Annotated in this window: 10 protein-coding genes; 9 read left to right on the top strand and 1 reads right to left on the bottom strand. The window is 64.6% G+C overall.

Annotation, left to right across the window (positions count from 1 at the left end; translation table 11 throughout):
* Nucleotides 1-11: 11 nt before the first annotated feature.
* Nucleotides 12-329 (top strand): nucleotide pyrophosphohydrolase, encoded by a 318-nt coding sequence (locus ACFPLC_RS15220; protein ID WP_191308899.1) that lies wholly within the window; start codon nt 12-14, stop codon nt 327-329.
* On the opposite strand, the gene ACFPLC_RS15215 is transcribed toward ACFPLC_RS15220, so the two are convergent.
* Nucleotides 326-661, bottom strand: coding sequence for a DUF3024 domain-containing protein (locus ACFPLC_RS15215; protein WP_378197380.1), 336 nt, complete (start codon nt 659-661; stop codon nt 326-328). The genes ACFPLC_RS15220 and ACFPLC_RS15215 overlap by 4 nt on opposite strands.
* 457 nt (nt 662-1,118) lie before the next feature.
* Here ACFPLC_RS15215 and pglW point away from each other — a divergent pair, with 457 nt between their 5' ends.
* From pglW to ACFPLC_RS15175, 8 genes are all read left to right on the top strand, one after another.
* Nucleotides 1,119-5,471: a BREX system serine/threonine kinase PglW gene (gene pglW / locus ACFPLC_RS15210; RefSeq protein ID WP_378197383.1), complete on the top strand. Its 4,353-nt coding sequence runs from the start codon at nt 1,119-1,121 to the stop codon at nt 5,469-5,471.
* 90 nt (nt 5,472-5,561) lie between these two features.
* Nucleotides 5,562-6,566, top strand: a complete 1,005-nt coding sequence (locus ACFPLC_RS15205) for an AAA family ATPase (protein ID WP_378197386.1) — start codon at nt 5,562-5,564, stop codon at nt 6,564-6,566.
* Nucleotides 6,567-6,632: 66 nt separating this feature from the next.
* Nucleotides 6,633-9,023, top strand: coding sequence for a S8 family peptidase (locus ACFPLC_RS15200; RefSeq protein WP_378197389.1), 2,391 nt, complete (start codon nt 6,633-6,635; stop codon nt 9,021-9,023).
* A gap of 185 nt (nt 9,024-9,208) precedes the next feature.
* On the top strand, nt 9,209-12,862 hold the full coding sequence (gene pglX / locus ACFPLC_RS15195; RefSeq protein ID WP_378197392.1) for a BREX-2 system adenine-specific DNA-methyltransferase PglX: 3,654 nt from the start codon (nt 9,209-9,211) through the stop codon (nt 12,860-12,862).
* A 13-nt stretch (nt 12,863-12,875) separates the two neighbouring features.
* Nucleotides 12,876-16,583, top strand: a complete 3,708-nt coding sequence (locus ACFPLC_RS15190) for a DUF6079 family protein (protein WP_378197394.1) — start codon at nt 12,876-12,878, stop codon at nt 16,581-16,583.
* Nucleotides 16,583-19,285, top strand: a complete 2,703-nt coding sequence (gene pglZ, locus ACFPLC_RS15185) for a BREX-2 system phosphatase PglZ (protein WP_378197397.1) — start codon at nt 16,583-16,585, stop codon at nt 19,283-19,285. Before ACFPLC_RS15190 ends, pglZ begins: the two co-directional genes overlap by 1 nt.
* Nucleotides 19,282-20,601: a BREX system ATP-binding protein BrxD gene (gene brxD, locus ACFPLC_RS15180; RefSeq protein ID WP_378197400.1), complete on the top strand. Its 1,320-nt coding sequence runs from the start codon at nt 19,282-19,284 to the stop codon at nt 20,599-20,601. Before pglZ ends, brxD begins: the two co-directional genes overlap by 4 nt.
* Nucleotides 20,598-22,694, top strand: coding sequence for a DEAD/DEAH box helicase (locus tag ACFPLC_RS15175; protein ID WP_378197402.1), 2,097 nt, complete (start codon nt 20,598-20,600; stop codon nt 22,692-22,694). Before brxD ends, ACFPLC_RS15175 begins: the two co-directional genes overlap by 4 nt.
* The last annotated feature ends 393 nt before the right edge of the window (nt 22,695-23,087 follow it).

The raw sequence follows: 23,087 nt of genomic DNA, 5'->3' as shown, positions 1-23,087 counted from the left end.
GAATCGCGCGGGTGACCTTCGACGACGTTACCCAGCGCCTGCGCGGCTTCGCGGCGGCCCGCGCCTGGGAGCCGTACCACACCCCGAAGAACCTCGTGATGGCCCTTTCCGGCGAAGTCGGCGAGCTGACCGCGCTGTTCCAGTGGCTGACGCCCGAGGAATCCGACGCGTGGCGAGCCGATCCGGCGCTGGAGGAGAAGGTGCTGGACGAGATCGCGGACGTCACGCTGTACCTGCTGCAGCTGGCCGACCGCCTCGGCGTCGACCTCGCCGCGGCGGCGCACGCGAAGATCGACCGCAACGAGGTTCGCTTCCCGCCGCCGTCCTAGCCCCAGAACACCCCGCCGGGGTTGCGGTCGATCTCGTCGAGCAGCGCGGGCGGCGTGCTGGCGACCGGCGCGTCCGGATAGCTCAGCCACCGCCCGTTCCGATCGGCCCACCACACCGACCAGATGCCGAACTCGTCCAGCCGCAGCTGCGCGATCTTCTGTTCGCTCCACTCGGGCCCCGCCTGAGGCGACCACGGCGCCCGGCGTTCGACGATAGTCACCGACCGGCCCCGGGTCCGGCACTCGACCCGGATCCGGTCCTGGAGGTGCGCGGGGACGCGCTGCGCGCACCACCGTTCGATCTGCCGCAGCGCGAGCTCCGGAATTGCCATGAGCCCAGTGAACCGGACCGCCTCAGCCCGGCTCACCGGGGTCACTTCCACCGCGCCAGCGTCACACGCGATCATCTCTGACGAAAGCGGCACGCGCACTGGAGTGATGGCACTAGCTGGAGCCCCTGGATGCCGAATTCGAGCCCTTTCCGCAGGACTTGAGCGACGGAGCGACACTCCTCCATCCAGGCTGCCCAGGTCAACGCACGATTCCAGATGGTCTACCCGCACACAGACGGTTATGGCCGAGTCGGTCGAGCAGTCAGTCACATCGTCCTGACGCATCGAAGCCCGACGCTGACCGCCGACTACCGATCAGTCCGGTGCCCTCACGCTTCCCATGGGCCCACATCGACAGGCGCCAGACCGTAGCCGCGTATCCGATCGGTGACCGGACAACTTGTCGGAACCACTGGGTAGGATCACGACATCCAGCGTTTGCAACCGGAGGTGGATCGTGACGCCGAGCACTACGCCCGGGTCATCCATGCCCTCGTCGCGCTGGCACCAGCGGAGGCAATCGGACTTCGTCTGGGAGCAGGACGGGCTCGACTTCATCAAGCGGCAGATGCCGAATGCCGAGCCGTATCGCGCGTGGGCGACCTTTTCCTTCACTGCGGCATCCGGCCGCATCAACGAGTGCGACCTGTTGATCGCCGTCCCGTCGGGCTTGTACTTGCTGGAGCTCAAAGCTCACCCGGGACGGGTGGTCAACCGCGGCTCGACCTGGCGTATCACCGACCCGCACACAGGCCGGACGCGCACGATCCAAAATCCCCTGGAGCTGACGAACCTCAAGGCCAAGGAACTCCGTGGTCAGCTGAAACGCGCTGCCGAACGAAGCGGGTCGCCCGAACGCGTCCCCTGGATCGAGCCGGCGGTGTTCCTGACCGACCCCGGTCTTCACAGCGAGCTCGACGAGTTCCAGCAGCCGAAGATCTACGGCCGGCACCGGAAGACCGGCCTGCCTGCGATCTGGGACGACCTGCTGGCACAGCCACCACACCGTGAGTCCGACCGGATCAAGCCAGGTTTCGCGTCCCGGACCCTTCCGCAGCTGATGCAGGCCATCGGCATCCAGCCTGCCACCGCGCACCTGCACTTCAAAGACTCGTGGAAGCTCGAGCCTCGCCCGCTCGACACCGGACCGTTCTGGGAAGACAGGCTGGTCAAACGCGACGATGGTCAACTCGAGGAGCAGGGCAGGCTCAGGATCTACCTCATCGGCGAAGGCGCCGGTAAGGACGAAAAAGGCAAGGTTCATCGCGCCGCGAAACGCGAGTATCAGGTGCTTCAGGGCATCGAGCACCGCGGCATCGCCCAGGCTCGGCTGTTCGACGAGCACCAGGGACGTCCCGCCATCCTGTTTCGGCACGACGAGGCAGATCTCAGGCTCGACGCCTACCTTGCTGCCTTCGACGAGGCCCTGACCACCGAGAATCGGCTCGGCCTGGTCCGTCAGCTGGCCGAGGCCCTGAGGTACGCCCACGACCGATCGCTCTACCACCGCGCGCTGTCGCCACGATCGGTCTACGTCGCTTGCCGGTCCGACGGATCCCGGCCTGTCCTTCGGCTCACCGACTGGCAAACGGCTGCCCGGGACTTCGAAGCCACATCTCTGCGCTCGATCGGCGGCTCCTCGCTCGACGGCGCGTTCCTCGAAGACACCTCGCTGCGTTACCTCGCCCCTGAAACCGATCATCAGTATCCGGACCCGGTCGAGTTGGACGTCTTCGGTCTCGGATCGGTGTCCTATCTGATACTGACCGGCTTGCCACCAGCTGCTACCAAGGCTGAGCTGCTCGACCGGCTCAGCACCGACGGCGGTCTACAGCTGTCTGCAGTCAACGACAGTCTGCCCTACGAGCTCGGCGACCTGATCTACGACGCGACCCGCGCGGATGTGACGCTCCGCCTTGATTCGGCGGCCGACTTCCTGGAACGGCTGGACGACGCCGAGACGGACGCGAAGCCGCAGTCGACCGGGCGGTCCTTTGCGGACCCGCTCGAGGCCATCGCCGGCCAAGAGATCGACGAGGAGTGGTTCGTCCGTAAGGTCCTCGGCACGGGAGCGACAGCGCGGGCCCTGCTGGTCGAACGGGTGCGGGAGACCGACGAAGGTACGGTCGTCGATGAGCGGGTCTTCAAGGTCGCCCTCGACGAAAAGAAGGCCGAAAAGCTTGTCGACGAGGCCGAGACCCTGCGCATAGTCACCGGGGGAACGATCGTTCAGCTGTTAGACGGTCCCCGGAAGATCGGCGACCACACAGCGCTCGAACTCGAGTTCGCAGGTGAGCTGTCCCTCGCGAAGAAGCTGCGCGTCGAGGGAAGGCTCAGCTACGACGAACTCGACCGGCTCGGCCGCGAGCTGTTCGTCGCCATGTACCAGCTCGAAGCGGCCGGTATTCACCACCGCGACATCAAGCCGGACAACATAGGCGTCCGCAACCGTCCCGGCCGCCCGACGCAGCTGAAGCTGTTCGACTTCTCGCTCGCCAGGGCCTCGCTCGCCGACCACGTCGGTACGCGAGGCTATCTCGACCCCTTCCTGGGTACGACTCGGCGGAAGCTGTACGACGACCACGCCGAACGTTACGCGGCCGCGATCACACTGTACGAGATGGCCACTGCTTCGCGTCCCCAATGGGGCGACGGAATCAACGCACCGACAGTGACCGACCACGAAACGCCGGAGATCGAAGAGCACCTCTTCGACCCGCGCCTGCGGGACGGACTGGCCGCGTTCTTCCGGCGCGCCCTCAACAGGGACACTGAGAAGCGCTTCAAGTCGCTCAGCGAAATGGACGACCTGTGGCGTTCCGTCTTCACCGAAGCGGACCAGGCTCGCCCGGCAACGACGCCGGCCACCGCGACGAAAACGGACGACGACCGGCCGGAACAGGAGAACCTCGACCGCTCCGCGGAGGCCGCCGAACTCGACACTCCGCTCGGAGCCGCGGGGCTGACATCCCGGGCGATCTCGGTCGCCGAGGGTCTCGGCGCTTCCACTGTGGGCCAGCTGCTGGAGCTTCCAGTTTCGGCGCTGACGCGCGCCCGGGGGGCAGGTGCCTTGACCCGCCGGGAACTGACCAGGCGCTATCGCCAATGGGCCGCGAAGCTGCTCAACGGGAAACCGCGTCGGCCGGAACCACCGTCGGAAGACCTCGAAGTACCGGTCGACCCGAGTCGGCAATCCGTGGATCTAATCCTCGAGCGGCTGCTGCCCAAGCCCGGCACCAAACCCAAGTCCGCGGATATCGAACGCGCAGTGCTCGGTCTGTCGAGGGCCGACGGCACCGTTCTCGACCTCAAACCATGGCCCACCCAGAAAACGGTGGCAAATGTACTCAGCACCACCCAGCCGAAAGTCTCACAGTATTACAGCCAAGCTGTTCGCCGATGGCGTCGGCATGACTGGCTGACCACAATCCGCCAAGAGATCATCGAGATCGTCGGGGAGCTCGGCCGAGTGGCCACGGCGCAGGAGGTCGCAGACGAATTCCTGGCTCGGCACGGCTCGAACCAGGAAGATCCCGGGTTGGCGCGCCGGAACGCATTGGCCATCGTGCGAGCCGCAACCGACACCGAGCTCACCCCGGACAAGGACGAGCCGGAATCCACCGAGCCTGCGCTGGCCGTCCTACGCCGTAACGAACGCATCATCCTTACCTCCGAATCACTCGACGGTTCCGACGAGCCGACTCCCAACGAGTTGGGCGACTACGCCATTGCGCTGGGCGAAGCAGCCGACAAGATCTCCAGCCGGGACCCGTTGCCGAGCTCGGCAACTGTCTTACGAGAACTCCATGCATCGAAGCGGCCGGAGGGGATGCAGCCGCTGGCCGATACGAGGTTGCTTTCGCTGGCTGCCTCGATGTCCGTCCACACTGCCGCATCCCGGCGGCTGGAACTCTATCCACGCAACCTGGGGCTGGTCCGCGGCCTCCGCATCTCGCAGGCGGCCGCCGGCGTCGATCCCGGAGGGATCACCTTGACCGGGTTGCTGGCAAAGGTCCGGGCTCGCTTCCCGGAAATCGATCTGGGCGACCCCTCCACGCTCGCAGTCTCGGACGCTCTGCGTGAAGCGGGGAGCAGCCTGACCTTCGATTCGGTGTCCGGCCGGTTCTGTCCACCGAGACCAGTGGAAATGCGTGCTCCGGTACCCAGTTCTTCTCAGTCTCTGAGCTCAGTCGACCTGGCCGCGATCAGCTCCGGCCGAACGTCGGCCGAATATGTGTCGGCTCGGCTTGCCGAAGCGCAACGGCTCGGCGGGTTTCTTGCCCTCAAACTGCGGGCGAAGTACCTCCCCGGTGCTGCTCGGCTGCTCACGAACACACACGACGTCGTCGCCATAGATCTCGGACGGCTGTTCCTCGCCGAGTTCCGAGCTCTCGCCCAGGCGCGCCACCAGGCATGGAACCGCGTCCTGAACGCCGACGCGCGCATCTCCACGGGCGGCAGAGTTCCCCCGGGTCTTGCTTCCTACGTCTCGGCGACCTGGCAACGCGTTCATGAGCAGCTGCTCTCGAAGATGGCCGGAGCGCCGCCCCGCAGTGTGTTGTTCCTCCATGACGCGGGGCTGGTCGGGCGGTACTTCGAGGCCGGGGGACGGCAGTTCCTGGTCGAGCTGCAGCGCGCGGCACGGAATTCGGAAGACCTCCCGCACGGCTTGTGGCTCCTGTGCCCGACCGACACGCCCGGCGAGAAGCCGACACTGGGTGGACAGGTCGTCGAAACCGCGGGCGAGCATGACCATGTCGTCCTACGCAGCGAGTATCTCGAGTACCTCGGTAGCGACCAGGTCGCGTGAACAGATATCCGGATCCCACCTTCGGCCTTCTGGTGGCCGAGCCCTTAGGGTGGGAATTCGGCAGGTCCGAAGTCCGGGAGGGAGACCACGATGGCGCACAGCGACCTCATCCGTCGTCTGTTCGCCAGCTACGTCCGGTCGGATGATGCGGGATTCCGCCGAACCGCAGGCGAGCTCATCGCCGAGGAACGGCGGAAAAACCACCGGTTGCTTGCCGACGAGCTCGAACACGAACTGAACTCCCAGCAACGTCCGGGAGCCGGGTTGTCGCTGACGTTCAAGGCCATCCCGAAGAGCCGCGACGAGCGCCCACTGCTGCGTCTGAGCAAGCCAAAACACGAACTCGACGAGCTGGTCCTGGCCCCGAAGGTGCGGACAGTGGTTGACGAGATCGTGACCGAACACCGCGCTCGCAGTGTTCTCACCAGCCACGGGCTGCGGCCCCGTGCCCGGCTGATCATGCTCGGTGCACCAGGCACGGGGAAGAGCGCCACCGCACACGCGATCGCGGCCGAACTGAGCCTACCGGTCGCGACAGCTTCCTTGGCGGCGCTCACTTCGTCCTTCCTCGGCGACACATCCCGCAATATCGAGTCGGTGGTCCGGTTTGCCGAGCAGACTCCCTGCGTGTTGTTGCTGGATGAGTTCGACGTGCTCGGCCAGCAGCGCGGCCAAACCGGCGACCACGGCGAACTGCGGCGAGTCGCGGCGACCGTCCTGCAACTACTCGAAGACATGCACGGCGAGTCGGTGGTCGTCGCCACCTCGAACCATCCGCAGCTGATCGACGCCGCGGTATGGCGCCGGTTCGACGAAGTGATCGGATTCGGGAAGCTGACCCAGACCCAATCGAGTGAATTGATCAGCCGCAAGCTCAAGGCTGTCCGTTCCACCATCACACCCCTGACCTGGGCCAAGAAGCTTTCCGGCTGCAGTCCGGCCGAGGTCGAACTGGTGTGCTTCGACGCGCTGCGTCGAACTGTGCTGGCCGGCAAACCGGCGGTCGACAACGAGTCGATGACTCAGGCGTGGCAGCGGCTGCGCGATCGACTGGACACCCTCGGTAATGCCGTCACGACCGGAGTAGCCGACTAGGCAATCCGGTTGATCTTCGACCCCGAAGCGTAGCGGCGAGTTCACTGAGCGGGTAAGCCGGGAGACATGGCCGCATCGCCACAGCTTGCTTTCGACGGTGTTCACGAGCACGCCCACCTGAAGATCGCGCGCGCCTTGGCGCCCCTTCCGCGCCGCAAACCTTCCGGTGGTGGCGGCCGGGGCCGACGCTACGCCGACCATAAACAACACGCCCGCGACCTCGCCCAGCAGGCGGCTTCCCTCCGTGACCGGCACCAGACTCGCGAGCGAGTACTCGGCATCAATCCTGCCTTGGTCATGGTGATCGAGTGCAACGATGCCGTCGCGAACCTGGTCGAGGCACTGGAAAATGCGGGCCTACGAGTACTGGAGGGCCGAGGCGATTCGGCCCTTGCCGCATTCTCGGGCGATCCGGAGATGACAAGCTTCCTCAACCAGCGCAAGCAGTACGAAACCGTCCTCACACGCGGCGGAAATCCCCGCTATCTCGGACTCTTCGACGCCATCGATCGCATCCGGCCGCTGGAGCCCTCGGATGTTGTCGATGAGGACCTCGCACAACGGCTCGTTTCAGTCAGCCCTAACGAGATCCTGAAGATCGACTTCACCTGCTGGTGTACGGAGAGCAGGGAGGACACGATCCTGCGCAATCAAGAAACCCGTACGGCACTGAGCAACGCCGAAGCCAACATCCTCGACAGCACCTGTCGCTACGAGGTCGGTCTGTCCATCATCCGAGCGGAGATCCGCGCGGAACTCGTGCTCGACGTCGTCCGTACCGACCGGATCAGCCGCGCCTCGCTGCTGCCACGGCCGCTGCTGAGCCAACCCGAAATCGATCAGTGGCCGGCCGACCGGCTACCCGAGATCCGCCCACCCGCCAGAACCGCGCCGCTCGTCGCGATCATCGACTCCGGGATCCAAGCGGGCAACCCGCTGCTGGCCCCGGCGATCTACGAAACCGTCAGTGCGGCCGACGATATCGCCGATGGCGCCGACGAATCCGGACACGGCAGCCTCGTCGCAAGTCTCGCCGTCTATGGATCCCTCGAACGGAAGCTACACCGGAAAGACCCGCTGCACGCGGCCGGCCGCATCCTCGGAATCCGCGTGCTCAACCACGAGAACACCTTTCCCGATGCTGAACTGTGGCAGTCACTCGTCGAGCGAGCGGTACTGATGGCTGCCGAACGGGGCGCTCGTGTGGTCAATCTGTCACTCGGCGACCGCGGCCACCCCTACCGGCCACCGGCACCGGTCGGCATCGCCGCGGTATTGGACAAGATCGCCCGTGAACGCGACCTGGTGATCGTCGTCAGCGCCGGGAACGTCGAAGCGTTCGACCACGCCGGACCGGTGTATGGCAGATGGCTGATCGACTCCGAACAGACCGGCCTGATACCACCGGCCATGTCGGCACTGGCGCTCACGGTCGGGGCTTTGGTGCCGCACGACGACCAGGGCGCCCGTCCGGCACGAGATTCGGTCGCCCGCCACCGGCTCGGCAAGGCGGGCCAACCGAGTCCGGTGACCCGAACCGGGCCGGGGATCGAGAATGCGATCAAGCCGGAACTGTCCGCACCAGGTGGGACGTTCGTGTACGACGAGGACCGCAAGCGGGTCATCGCGGACAGTGTCCGGGGTGGTGTCGTAGGGGCCGCTGGCGGCCGACCGGACGCCGTACTCGCCCGGGACATCGGGACCAGCTTCGCCGCCCCGCTGGTCACTCATGCCGCTCTTCGCGTACTGGGCCGATACCCAAATCTGCGGTCGACCAGCGTCCGAGCGCTTCTGCTTGCCACGACGGTGCCGGCCGAACCCATCCTAGAGGCCGACTCCGAAAAGGAAGCCGCATATTTCGAGCGCCACCTGTCCGGTTTCGGCAAGGTGGTAGCCGAGCGAGCCGAGTTCTCCAGCGACCACCGAGCGGTGTTGCTGAGTGAGGAAAACCTGAAAGCCGACGAGGTGCATTTCTACACCGTGCGGGTTCCTTCAGTATTCTTCCAGCCCGGCGAAAAGCGGCTCGCGATCGGCCTGGCCTTCGACCCGCCCACACGAGCGACCCGGCTCAGTTACCTGTCCAGCCGGATGTCCGTCTACGCCTACCGCGGAGCAGATGTCGATGACGTGCGAGCGAAGTACGCGGCATCTCCCGAAGAGGCACCGACCGAGCTGGCCAAGTACAAGATCGACCTGGAACCGGCCGATCGGCTCCGGCTGCAGGGCGCCAATCAAGCGGCGGGAAAAACATGGAAGAATGCGTGGGATCGGAAGTACACCGATCTTGTGGTCGTGGCGCGGAACAGCTTCCGCTGGCCGTATGAGGACCACAAGCCGGTGCAATACGCACTCGCAGTCGTCCTCGAGGTGACGCAGCTGGTACCAGGTCTTTATGCCGAGCTTCGTGCGCAACTCGAGGTTCTGGCCGAGATCGAGCCGGAGATCGAACTGGGCTGACGCACGCCGTAGCGCGGGTCGACGAGGCCGGGTGGCCCGAGGTGCCGCAGTCCGGGAGGCCGAGGACGGCCTGGACGACGTCATCGACGTAACCATGCAGGTAGCAGCTTGGTACGTTGATTAGTGCTGCGTGGCGTCATGGCGATGATGTCACGGTGAGTACATGGGCGAGGGAGCACACGAACGTGGCGAACGGGATCGATCAGAAGGCCCTACTGGCCGACCTGCGCCAGCAGCTGAGGGTGCTGGAAGACGACCTGCGGGAACGCAGCGCCGAAGCGGAGTTCGATGTCAGGCTGCGTGCCGAGCACCGCGCGGCCAAGGATGCCGGACGCACCGCGTCGATCTACGAGTCGTGGGCCGAAGAGAGGATCACGCAGGCGGCCGTCGCGTGGCTGCTCGGCTGCGTCTACGTGCGGTTCTGCGAGGACAACGGCCTGATCCCCGAGCCGTTCCTGTCCGGGCCCGGCGATGCCCTTGCCATCGCCGGAGAGCGGCACGATGCGTTCTTCCGTGCGAAGCCGCACCTAAACGACCGAGACTGGCTGGAAGCCGCGTTCGAACATTTGTCCGATGCGCACCCGACCGCGGCGGGCCTGTTCGACCGCCGCTTCAACCCGCTCTGGGACCTGCCGCTGTCGTACGAGGCAGCCAGCGCCCTGCTGAAGTTCTGGCGTCGGCGCGGCCCGGACGGCGAGGTCGTCCACGACTTCACGAGCGACACCTGGGACACCCGCTTCCTTGGCGACCTCTACCAGGACCTCTCGGAACACGCGAAGAAGACGTACGCGCTGCTCCAGACCCCGGAATTCGTCGAGGAATTCATCCTCGACCTGACCCTGACACCTGCGCTGCAGACCTTCGGCCTGGACCCTACCGTCGAGATCCACCGGCACGGCGGCGGCGTCGAACGCGTCCGGGAAGGCTTGCGCACGATCGACCCGGCTTGTGGCTCCGGACACTTCCTCCTTGGTATCTTCCGCCGCCTCCTCGCCGAGTGGCGCCGTGTCTCCGATGGGGTCGACAAGTGGGTCCTGATCCGCCGCGCCCTGGAATCGGTGCACGGCTGCGACAAGAACCCGTTTGCCGCTTCGATCGCCCGCTTCCGCCTGCTGGTCGAGGCCCTCAAACAAGCAGGCACTCCGACCCTCGCCGAAGCGGGCATCTTCCCCATCAACGTCGCTGTCGGCGACTCACTCCTCCACGGCCGCGATGTCAAGGGCGAGCAGATGGACATGCTCAAGTCCGAGCCGGACAAGGAGTTCACTTACCGCACCGAAGACATCAACGACTACATCGACTCGTGCGACCTCCTTACCCCGGCCTCCTACCACGTGGTCGTTGGCAACCCGCCATACATCACTGTTAAGGACAAGCAGGAGAACGAGAACTACCGCGAGCGGTGGAAGAATGTCTGCTCCGGCAAGTATGCCCTGTCTGTTCCCTTCGCAGCGCGCCTGTTTCACTTAGCGACGCCGAACCAGCAAGGCGGCTACGTGGGCCAGATTACGGCGAACTCGTTCATGAAACGTGAGTTCGGCAAGAAGCTGATCGAGAACTTCTTCCGAAATATCGATCTGACCTACGTCATCGACACCTCCGGCGCCTACATCCCAGGTCATGGCACCCCAACAGTGATCCTGATCGGCCGAAAAAATATTTCCAACGAGCATAAACCGATCCGAGCCATTCTCGGCATCCGTGGCGAACCCAGCATGCCCGTGGAAGCCGCACGAGGCAAAGTCTGGCAGGCGATTACTCAGCAGCTCAACGCCCCAGGAAGCGAGTCAGCTTGGGTTTCCGCCGCGGACCTTTGCCGTCTCACCATGAGCACTCATCCCTGGTCAATCAGCGGCGGAGGATCCGATCTTTTACTAAGCGACATCGAGAACGCTAGCACCAGAATTCTTGAAAGTAAGATCGCTTCAGCGGGCATCACCTGCTTCACCCTAGAGGACGACCTCTACATCCAGCCCGAGAAAAGTCTCATTCGCAAGTCCTTGGACAGCGCACATGTTCGCCAAATAGTAACCGGAGACATACTGCGAGACTGGTCACACGACACTTGCGAATCGGCGATATTTCCTTACAGTTCATCATACAAACCGCTCGATGTTGAGGATTTTCCTGCCCTCCACGCAGCAATGTGGCCAGCCAGGACCACGCTCTCAAACAACATATTATTTGGCCGCAAAACAAAGGTCGACGCCGAGCTTAAATGGTCCGAATACGGCCGACTAACCTACAAGAAGCTACAAACCAAACTTTCGATCACCTTTGCAGAGGTATCTACACATAACCACTTTATACTGGATCGTGGCGGAAGAATATTCAAGCAGACCGCACCCGTGATCAAACTTCCACCTGACGCAACCGAAGAGGACCACCAGGCACTACTGGGACTTCTCAACTCCTCGATGATTTGCTTTTGGCTGAAACAACGCTGCTTCCCCAAAGGGGGAAGCGGAATGGGGCGAGGGATTCAGCCAGAAGACTGGATGGAACGTTATGCGTTCAACGCTTCGAACATCGAGGCTGTCCCCCTCGTCGACGTTCTCCCACGAGATTCGGGCCGAGGACTAGATGACCTGGCGCAAGACCTTGCAAAACGAGACCCTTCTGCTGTCATAGAGAAATCCAAGCCGACGCGAATCCAACTTGATGCGGCCCACGATGAACAAGAGCGCATCCGCGGGCGCATGATCGCATTGCAGGAGGAGCTGGACTGGGAGGTCTACCAGCTCTACGGGCTGCTCACCGACGCCGAAGCACAGGAGCTCCGCGCCGCCACCGAGGACGTGCCCGAGCTCAAGCTCGGTGAGCGAGCCTTCGAGATCGTCATGGCCCGGAAGAGAGAGGACGGAGAACTCGAGACCGCCTGGTTCGAGCGGCACGGGTCGACGCCGATCACCGATATCCCGCAGCATTGGCCCGAGTCCTACAAGAAGGTCGTCGAGAAGCGGATCGAGACCATCACCAACCGTCGAGACATCGCGCTTATCGAACGACCCGAGTGCAAGCGCCGCTGGTCAAGCGAGCCGTGGGAGAAGAAAGAACGCAAGGCCCTCGAATCCTGGCTGCTCGACCGGTGCGAGAGCAAGGACCTCTGGTTCGCCCTCCGCGACGGCCTGACTAGCCCACGAACGTTGACCGTCAGCCAGCTCGCCGACCTCCTGCGCAAAGACCAGGACGTCAACGACGTCGCCGCGTTGTACGCCGCCGATCACCTCGGCAAGCCGGACCTGTCGCTGGCCGACGTGCTCGAGCAGATCATCGTCTCCGAGCACGTGCCCTACCTCGCCGCCATGCGCTACAGGGAGTCCGGCCTGCGCAAGCGCGCCCAGTGGGAACTCGTCTGGGAGAAGCAGCGCGAGGAGGATCGCACCGGCCGGCGGCTCGACATCGGCGTGCCGCCGAAGTACACCTCGGCAGACTTCCTCAAGACGTCTTACTGGTCGCAGCGCGGCAAGCTCGACGTGCCCAAGGAGCGGTTCGTCTCCTACCCAGGCGCCGGACCGGAGATCGACCCGACACTCCTGCTCGGGTGGGCCGGCTGGGATCACAAGGACCAGGCTCTCGCGTTGGTCAACATCATCAACGACCGGCTTGAGCAGGAAGGATGGGGCGCCGAGAAGGTCGCGCCGCTGCTTGCCGGGCTGGCCGAGGTGCTGCCCTGGGTGGAGCAGTGGCACAGTGGCTACGACGCTGAATGGGGCGGTGACCCGGCGGAGGAGTTCCGGACCGTGCTCGAGCAGCAACAGGCGAAGCACGGCCTGACCGACGAGGCTCTGCGGGACTGGCGGCCCGAGGCCGCGCGGCGCGGCCGTAAGAAGGACTGACGGAGGGACGAGCGTGGCCGAGGAGGTCTACCTCCGGGATGTGCTGGACATCCCGGAAGAGGTGAACCAGGGCGATTTCAAGATCGACCTGTCCAAGGGCTTCACCACGACCGACAAGCTGGTCGACAACTACGTGGTGACCGATCAGTTGCGCGGCGCGTTCACACAGGCACTTGCACTGCTGCGTGTCGCCGTGCGTGACGGCGAGTCGCACGCTGCGTACCTGCACGGTTCATACGGTTCCGGTAAGAGTCACTTCATGACCGTGCTTCACGCGGTCCTGAACGGCAACGAGAAGGCTCGGGAAAAACCCGCCCTACGCAAGATCATCGACGAGCACGACGAGTGGCTGGCCGGCCGCAAGTTCCTCATGGTGCCGTTCCATCTGATCGGCTCGACGGACCTCGACGCGGCGATCCTCGGCGGCTACGTCAAGCATGTCCGCGACACCCTGCCCGGCAAACCGACTCCCCCGGTGTTCCAAGCCGACGCGATGCTCGACGACGCGCGAAAGCTTCGGGAGTCGGTGGGGGACACCAAATTCGCCGAACTGCTCGGAACCGAGGGCTCGGCGCGCGAGACCGGCGATCCTGACGATCTCGAACCGCTCGAGGCGCTACCCGGCGCCTGGAGCACACAGGAACTCGACGAGGCCTTCGACGCACCTGCCAGAGACCCACGGCGAGACGCGCTGGTGTCTGCGCTGCTTTCCGGGCCGATGGGGTCGTATTCGCGCGGGGCGCTCGGCGACAAGGACGCCTACCTCCCGCTGGAGAACGGCCTGTCGGTGATCAGCAGGCACGCTAAGCAGCTCGGTTACGACGGCATCGTACTGTTCCTGGACGAGCTGATCCTCTGGCTGCAGGGATACCTGTCCCGCCGGGACTTCGTGAACGTTCAGGTGAGCAAGCTGGTCAAGCTCATCGAGTCCGGCGACAGCGACCGGCCGGTGCCGATCATCTCGTTCATCTCCCGTCAGCGTGACCTCGGCACCCTCGTCGGCAGCGACGTCATGGGCGCCGATGTGAGCAACCTCGAGCAGCAGGTCCGGTACCTCGCGGAACGGTTCGACACGATCAACCTCGAGGACCGCAACCTGCCCGCGATCGTCAAGGAGCGCGTGCTCAAGCCCCGGAAAGGAATGGAGTCCAAGCTCGAAGCGGCGTTCGCGCACATCGAATCCACCAACTCCAGCGTCAAGGACGCACTGCTGGACGCCAACGGCGCCACCAACGCCGACTGGGCGGACTTCCGCGCTGTCTATCCGATCTCGCCGGCGCTGTTGAACGTGCTCGTCGCTCTGTCCGGCGCTCTGCAACGCGAACGCACCGGCCTCAAGCTGCTGCAGGACATCCTCCACCGACGCCGGGACGAGCTGAAACTCGGCGAGCTCATCCCGCTCGGCGACCTGTGGGACGTCCTGGCCGTGGGCGCCACGGAGGCCTTCACCAACAAGCTGCGTGCGCAGGCCGACGCCGCCAAGCGCTTCCACCGCAAAGCCCGCCGATACCTGGAGAACAAGTACGGTTCGACCACCGATCCCCGGTTCATCGGCGACGAGCGGTTGATCAAGACGCTGCTGCTCGCCTCACTCGCACCCGAGGTGCCGGCGCTGACCCGGCTCACCGGGCAGCGGCTGGCCGCGCTCAACCACGGCTCCATCGTCTCGCGCACCGCCCCTGCCGGGGACGTCGCGACGTCTCGGCTGAACGACCTCAAGACGGAGTTCGGCGAGCTGCGCAGCGACGGCGAGGAGAAGCCGGTGTTCAGCCTGCACCTGTCTGACCTCGACATCGAGCCGCTGCTGGACAATGCACTCGATGCGGATAACACCCCCAACCGCCGCAAGTGGCTGTGCAAACACCTCTGGGCGGCCATGGGTGTCGATCAAAACGCTGATGGAGCCATCGCCGAGCGAGAGATCATCTGGCGCGGCAGCAGGCGGAAGGCCGAGTTCGTCTTCGGCAACGTCCGCGACCCCATGTCGCTGCCGGACTTCCAGTTCCGGCCCAGCCTGGACGGAGTGATCCGGTTCGTCGTCGACTACCCGTTCGACGACGCCGGCCACTCCCCGCGCCAGGACGCCGAACGCGTCGACTTCCTCAAACAGCACGGCCACGACCACCTGACGCTCGTCTGGTTGCCGGCCTTCTGGTCCGAACAGCGGGGCATCCAGCTCGGCCGGCTGCTGAAGATCGAATATCTGCTCGAACGCGGCCGGCTCGAATCTGCGGCGGGCCACCGGTCGGCCGAGGACCGGATCCGGATCCGCACCCAGCTGGAAGTCCACCGCGACAGCCTGACGTCGAGTCTGACCAGCGTACTGTCCCAGCTGTACGGGCTCTCCGGCGGCGACGAGGTCAACCTGAAAGACCCCGAAGACGAGCGCGCCAAGATCCTCACGCTGTTTCCCCAGCACACCCCGCGGCTGAGGGTCGGCGCCCCCTTCGAGTACAACGTGCTGGAACTCGCCGACGATCTCTTCAGCGCGAAATACCCGAAACACCCGAACTTCGACCCGAAAAAGGACCGCAAGGCCGTAACGGTCCACGAGCTGCGGAACGCGCTGAACTGGATGACCAAGGCCGCCGAACAGGGCGGCCGAGTCGAGCTCGAGAAGAACCAGCTGGCACCGGTCAGCAAGATCGTCCATCCGCTGGGGCTCGGCGAGGTCCACGAGGGGCCACTCACCCTGAGCTACGAGTGGCGCACGCGAATCGAACAGCACGCGGCAAAGAAGCAGGTTGCCGGCGACTACTCGGTCGACGAGATCCGGCGCTGGTTGGAGGAACTCCAGTACACCGGGCTCGAGAAGCCGGTGGCGAACTTGATCATCGCCGGATATGCCCTGTTCGCGGACCGGGCGTGGGTTCGCGACACCATGCCGCAGGAAGCACCGGACATCGGCAACATCGGCCCGGGCTGGGCATTGCGTGCGCAGGAGCTGCCCACCGAGGAGGAGTACACCGCCGCACGGACCCGAGCGGGTGCGATCCTCGGCGTGTCCGCGCCGGCTGCGCGGTTCACTCGCAACATCACCAAGCTGGCGAGCGGCGTTGCCCAGCAAGTGCAGGAATACCTGAGCCCGGTGCACGGCCTGCACGAATCGCTGAAGACGCACGCGAGTGAGCTTGGCCTCGAGTCGACCTCACCCCGGGTGCTGGCCACCCGGACGGCCGCCGACCTGCTGAGCGACCTGTCGGGGATCACGGATCAGACGCGCCTGATCAAGCGACTGGCCGCGCTACCGACCCCGGACGGTGACGAAGTACTCGCCCGGACGATCACGTCGGCGCAGGACGTCCTGAGCGCACTCGACAAGGTGGAGTGGAAGCTGCTCCAGACCATCCGGCCGTACCTCAGCCGGAGCGACGGCATCCGGGACCGCACGGAACGGCTCTTCGGCGATATCGCCGAGACAGCGCGGGCCGACGAGAAGACCCGGCAGCTGGGCACCATGTTGCGCCGTTTTCCGCCCATCGCCTTCGAGATCATCCAGGATGCCACCGATGCCGGCCCGAAGCCGCCGAAACCCAACCCGGAGCCGAAACCGGCGCCACCGCACGCTTCGGCGCAGACACGCCGAATGACGGCCGACGCGTCTCCGGTGCAGCTGGCTGAGACCATGGAGGACGTGCATCGATCGGTGAGCAAGTTCGTCGAGGCCCACCCCGGCCGGGAGATCGAGATCTCCTGGCGGGTTGTGGACGGGAAGGCCTGATGGTCGCGCTCCCACTCGTCACGCAGTCAGGAATCGAGTCCCTGCTGGACCAGCACAAAGCCGCGCTTGCCAAGCGAACCGGCCAGTGCTTGGTGCTCGTACGCGGCCATTACGAGCCCGGGGAGCGAACCGAGTTCCGGATCAAGCCCGACGGTGACAAGCGACCCGAACGGGTGGTTCGCGTCACCGACCAGCCGTCGGTACTGGGCATCGCCGCCGAATGGCTCGACCACCAGGACACCGGCACCGATTCGGGCGTGCTCGTGGTGACCACCGCTGTCACCCCCGACGAGCTCGACTGGGACTTGCGTGGCCATGCCCTGAAGACCGGCCTGCTCAGCGTGGACCCGGTGGACATCCTCAAGTTCCGGTTCGGGGTGAATCGGCTGGATCCACGGGTGTGGCAATCAGGCTGGCTCGTTCAGGCTCTGCTGGAGGCGGAGCCCACCAGCGGCTGGCCTCGACGGGGCGGAGTGCTGACCTACGACGACGCGCTGGCCGCGCTCATCACCCAGCGGCTCGGAGTCGACGCCACCACCATCGACATGGACCGCCTGCTCGAGTGGTCCCAGACGACAGGCCCCACGCGATGGACGGAATTGGCCGACGCCGAGCAGGACGGGATCCGCCGCTGGCTTGTCGAACGCGTCGGCCCCGCGATCGAACCGCTGCTCACTTTGGTCGCGACGGGCAGAGGTCGCGACGCACTGGCACTCGGCGTGGTCGGCACCGCGCTCGAGGATCCTTCTCTCTCGAGAGACGCGCTCATCTCGGTGGGCGGGCTCTTCCCCGGTATGCGTTCGGACGCTGTTCAGGCGTTCTCGTCCGCAGTCGACGGCACCCTCAGCCGCTGGATCGCAGCGGTGGGGCACGAAGGTTCCCAGACCCGCCATGAGGCACTCGTCGTGCTCGAACACGCTGACGAACTGGCCAATCGGGCCGGCCTCGGCCCTGCGTTGACCGGTAACGCACTCCTGCCGTCCGCGTGGTACGCCCGGCTCCGAGCGCTGGGCAAAGCTCTTCCCGATCCGGTGTCGGCGAGCCGGCGACTCAGCGACCTGCGCAACCACCGGCTCGCCGAACTGTTCACGGCGCAGCTCCGTACTGCAGCGATGGCCGTCCGTCTGGCCCGTTGGCTGGCTACGCCCGAATCCGGCGCCCAGTCTGTCGCGGCGGGAGCACATCGGCAGATCACTGAGGGCGCCTGGGTCGACTACGCCATCGCGGCTCTCTGGGCCGGTGACGGCGCCACGGAGCCGGTATGCGCAATGGCTTACCGCAACCTCTGCGAGCTCGCGGTCGCCCGGCGTACAACGATGGACGAGCTGTTCGCACAGCAGCTGGTCACCTGGGTTCCGCACGCCCGCTCACAGTTCTCCGAAAGCGTGCTGCTCGTCGAAGACGTGCTGGCGACCGCCGCTGTCCCGCTGACCACAAATGCTCCTCCAGTTGTCATCTTGCTCGACGGAATGAGCAGCTCGGTAGCTGTCCAGCTCGGCGCGGAACTCGGCAGCCGACCGAATTGGCTGGAAGCCGCCCCGATCGCCGGTCAGCGCCTGGCCGCTGTTTCGACGATCCCGTCGATCACCACTGTGAGCAGGCCGTCGCTGTTGACTGGACAGCCCACCAGCGGTGGCCAAGCAGTCGAGAAGGACGGCTTCGCCGCGTTCTGGAAACGGCACCACCGGCAGGCTCGGTTGTTCCACGAGAACGAAGTAGCCGGCGGCGCGGGGCAGACTCTCAACCCGGAGTTGGTTACCGCGCTCGCCGGAGACGACGTCGTCGGCGTTGTGCTCAACACCATCGACGACACGCTGGGTCCAGGTCGCGAGGGGGACGGGACACTCTGGCGGCTCGAAGACGTCCGCTTTCTGACGAGTATTCTGACGCAGGCCCGCAGCTACGGACGTCCTGTCATATTGACCGCCGACCACGGTCATGTCCTTGAACGTGGATTGGCCACCGGGCCGGCCCCGGCATCGGGAGATTACGGAGCCCGATGGCGGACCGGAACGCCAGGTGCTGGAGAAGTCGAGTTGCACGGGCCCCGTGTTCTCGAAGGAAACGGCAAGGTCGTCGTCCCGTGGCGGGAGGACATCCGCTACACGAACAAGCGTGCCGGCTACCACGGCGGCGCATCCTTGGCCGAGGTGGTCGTGCCGGTGATTGTCCTCCTGCCGTCGGTCGACGCCCTCCCGCGCGGCTGGCACGGGCTTGCGGCCGAGCAAACCACTCCGGCCTGGTGGGAGGCCACCTCCGAGCCAGTCGTGGCAGACAAAGCCGTACCGAAGCCGAACAAGGCCAAAGCCAAACCGAAAGCGGAAATTGCTCCGGACGCCCCCGGGCTCTTCGATCACGTCCTCCAAGAACCGGAACCAAGTCTGCAAACGAAACAGAGTCTCGGCTGGCAGGTCACCCACTCGGACATATTCCGGGCACAGAAGGCCTTTGTCCGCAAAGCACCCGAATCAGCACTGAGTACCGTCATAGATGCGCTGGTAGAAGCAGGCGGCAAGCTGTCATTGGCTGCCATTTCGGCCACGGCCGGCAAGGCTGCACGGAACATTGACGGGTTCCTCGCCACAGCACAGCGCCTGCTCAACATCGAGGGCTATCCGGTACTCGAAATCGTCGACAACAATCGGACCGTTGAGCTGAACGTCGAACTGCTCTGTGTTCAGTTTCAGCTGGGCAAGCCATGACTCATGTCAGCGCGGCGCGACGTCGCGAAGTAGTTGACGCACTTCGCCGAGGGACCGTCCCGCAGACCGGCCTCGATCTGTTCGCTGTGGGGCTCGACCAGTTCATTCGGGCACTGGACGACGATCTCGACACCATCAAACAAGGCGGCGCAGCCTTCCACGCCATCCGCGGTGAGTACGGTTCAGGCAAGACATTCTTCGCCCGCTGGCTTGCCGAACGCGCAAAACGAGCGGGTCTCGCGACGAGCGAGGTGCAGATTTCCGAGACCGAAACTCCGCTTCACCGCCTCGAAACCGTCTATCGGCGGATGACGGAGCGGCTGACAACTTCGACACATCGAGCCAGTGCGTTGCGGCCGATCATCGACTCCTGGTTCTACACCCTCGAAGAGGAAGTGCTCGAAGCCAACGAGGCCGAGGAAGATGACGCAAATGCGGTCGCCGAAGCCGTCGACAGGCTCATGGAGGATCGCCTGGGCGTCGTTGCAAGGACAACTCCGGCGTTCGCCTCGGCGCTGCGGGGATACCGCAAGGCGCGCCGCGCCGGCGATGCAGCGACCGCCGAAGCGGTAGTCGCCTGGATCGGCGGGCAGAAGTCCGTGGCTGCGACCGCACGTCGGGCCGCCGGCGTGCGCGGCGATCTCGATCACTTCGCCGCACTCGGTTTCCTCCAAGGCTTGCTGACGGTGCTGAGAGACTGTGGCCATCCGGGGTTGCTGGTGGTCTTCGACGAGATCGAAACCTTGCAGCGCGTTCGAGGTGACGTCCGGGAAAAGGGACTCAATGCCCTCAGGCAGCTGCTTGACGAGATCGATGCCGGCCGGTTCCCCGGATTGTTCCTGGTCATAACGGGTACACCGGCGTTCTTCGACGGACAGCAGGGGGTTCAACGGCTGCCGCCGCTCGCGCAGCGATTGTCCACGGACTTCACCGCAGAGGCTCGGTTCGACAACCCGCGTGCCGTGCAGTTGAGGCTCGCGGGGTTCGACCTTGCCCTGCTGGGCGAACTGGGCCGGAATGTACGGGACCTCTACGCGGGAGGGGCCACATCGCCGGATCGGATATCCGCTCGCGTAAACGACGCCTACATCGACGAACTGGCAGCGGCCGTCACCGGCGGACTCGGCGGGCGCGTCGGCGTCGCACCTCGAGTGTTCCTACGCAAGCTCGTCCAGGACGTACTGGACCGCGTCGACGAGCATGACGACTTCGATCCACGAGTCCACTACCCGATCACGGTGACTCCCGCCGAGCTCTCCGAGCAGGAACGAAACGCCATCGCGAGTCCGGACGACATCGACCTGGACTTGCCATGACCGCTGGGCTCGATCGCCTGCTGCCCGCCCTGGTCCACCACATCGTTAACACGCTCGGCTGGCACGAACTACGTCCACTCCAGTCGGCTGCCATGGCACCTCTGCTCGAAGGTTCCGACGCGATCCTGTTGGCTCCCACAGCCGGCGGCAAAACCGAGGCCGCGACGTTTCCACTGCTCAGCGCCATGGAAGAACAATCTTGGCAAGGCACCTCTGTGCTGTACATCTGCCCGCTACGCGCGTTGCTGAACAACCTTCAGCCGCGGTTGGCAGGCTATGCCAGCTGGCTCGGCCGCACCGCGGCCGTTTGGCATGGTGACATCGGCACAGCAGCACGCGTGCGAATGATGCGTGAACCCCCGGATATCTTGCTGACGACGCCGGAGTCTTTGGAAGCGATGCTTGTCTCGACGAAAGTGGACACGCGGCGACTGTTCGCCGGGCTTCGTGCCGTTGTCGTCGACGAGGTACATGCATTCGCCGGGGACGACCGCGGCTGGCATCTGCTCGCAGTGCTCGAGCGGCTGTCTCGACTGGCCGGGCGGCCACTCCAGCGAATCGGCTTGTCAGCGACGGTCGGCAATCCGGCTGAGCTGCTGGCCTGGCTACAAGGTTCGCAAAGAGACCGGCCGCGTAGTGTGGTGTCTCCGCCGACGGGTCCAGATGTAGTTCCCGACCTCACTGTCGATCACGTCGGAACCATCGACAACGCTTCCGCGGTGATCGCTGCGCTCCACAAGGGTGAGAAGCGCTTGGTCTTCGTGGACAGCAGGCGTCGAGCGGAAGAGCTCGGCATCGCTCTGCGAGCCCGGAACGTGACGACTTTTCTCTCGCACTCCTCCCTATCCGCCGACGAACGACGACGCTCGGAACAGGCATTCGCGGAGGCACGAGACTGCGTGATCGTCGCGACGTCCACGTTGGAACTCGGAATCGATGTCGGCGACCTCGATCGAGTGATCCAAATCGACGCGCCGCCCACGGTTGCATCGTTCCTGCAGCGGCTGGGGCGGACTGGTCGCCGGGCAGACACCAGCCGCAATTGCCTCTTCCTCTGTCTTGACGAGACCGCAGTGCTGGCTGTCGCGGGGTTGCTTGAGCGTTGGACTGCCGGTTGGGTGGAGCCGATCGTGCCACCTGCGCATCCGCGCCATATTGTAGCCCAGCAAATCCTTGCTCTGGCATTGCAAGAGAATCAGATCGGTCTACAAACTTGGCGAGAGTGGTGGCGCGACCTTCCCCTGCTCGACGAGCACAGTGATGAAATCTTCAACTACCTGCTGACCGAAGGCTACCTCGAGCGCGACGGCGCAATGGCATTTATCGGCCCCCAGGCGGAGAAAAAATTCGGTCGCCGTTATTTCTCCGACCTACTTGCAGTGTTCAGCGCCCCACCCGAATTCACAGTACTCGCCGGCCGCGAGGAGATCGGCCGAGTTGGCGATGACGTCCTCCTCGCCAACGATCACGGTAGTCCTCGAGTCCTACTCTTGGCCGGCCGGGCTTGGCAAGTCAGGCACATCGACTGGAAACGGAGACGCTGTTTTGTCGAATTGAGCGATCTACCCGGACGCGCAAAATGGGGTGGCAGCGATAGCGGATTGTCGTTTGAAATAACCCGCGGGCAACGCACCGTACTACTCGATGGCGAACCCTCATCGGCAATTTTCACACGCCGCGCACAAGCTGCACTCAGGGAATTACGCGAGCGTCACGCCGAGAACGTCTGGGCCACCGGCACCGTCATTCGCCGAAACCACCGAGGCTTGACCTGGTGGACCTGGGCCGGAACTGCCACAAACCGGACACTGCAGGCGTCATTACCAGACGTAGCCGACCCACGACAGCGTATCGATGATTCGTCACTTCGACTTCGAAACGATATCCCGCTCAACCTGCTCAGCAAGGCATTGACCGGCGCAATAGACTTGGTCACACCAGACGTGAACAAGCACGCTGTGCGCGGACTGAAATTCTCATCAGCACTACCTCCAGAGTTGGCAATACGAACAATTTCCGAGCGCCTTGCCGATCGCGAGCACACCCGGATGGTACTTTCAGATAGCCACCGAATCCATGTCGACATGGAATGAATTCCCCTGCGCAGCTCTCAACCGAACTAAACGGCTGCGAGCGCGTCGATCACGTCATCGTAGGTCTGCTCCGGTTCGCGTCCGTCGGTCGGTACAACAACACACTCGGGTCGCGGCAGCAGATCTGCGGCAAGCTGGCCGCGGATCTTCCTGAACAGTGCGGTGCCACCGCGCTCCCGCAGGACGTCGTCGACCCCTTAGTGAGGGCGTCACTGTCCCCGGCCCGGCCGGAGAACTGCTCGCAAACAACTGGTTCTCCGCGGTCAGCAGGATTTTCCGGTACTCGACCCCCGTTCGTCCGCGGCGGCTTCGAAGGTCCAGATGCCGGCGACGCGCGTGGCAAGCTGCGGCATGACGACTTCGAACCAGGGCCGCAGGTGTCCCGGCCATGGC

This window comes from Amycolatopsis plumensis (genome assembly GCF_042652605.1).
Lineage (GTDB): Bacteria > Actinomycetota > Actinomycetes > Mycobacteriales > Pseudonocardiaceae > Amycolatopsis > Amycolatopsis plumensis.
The sequence above is the reverse complement of the archived record's forward strand: the minus strand, read 5'-3'. Positions and strand labels throughout refer to the sequence as shown.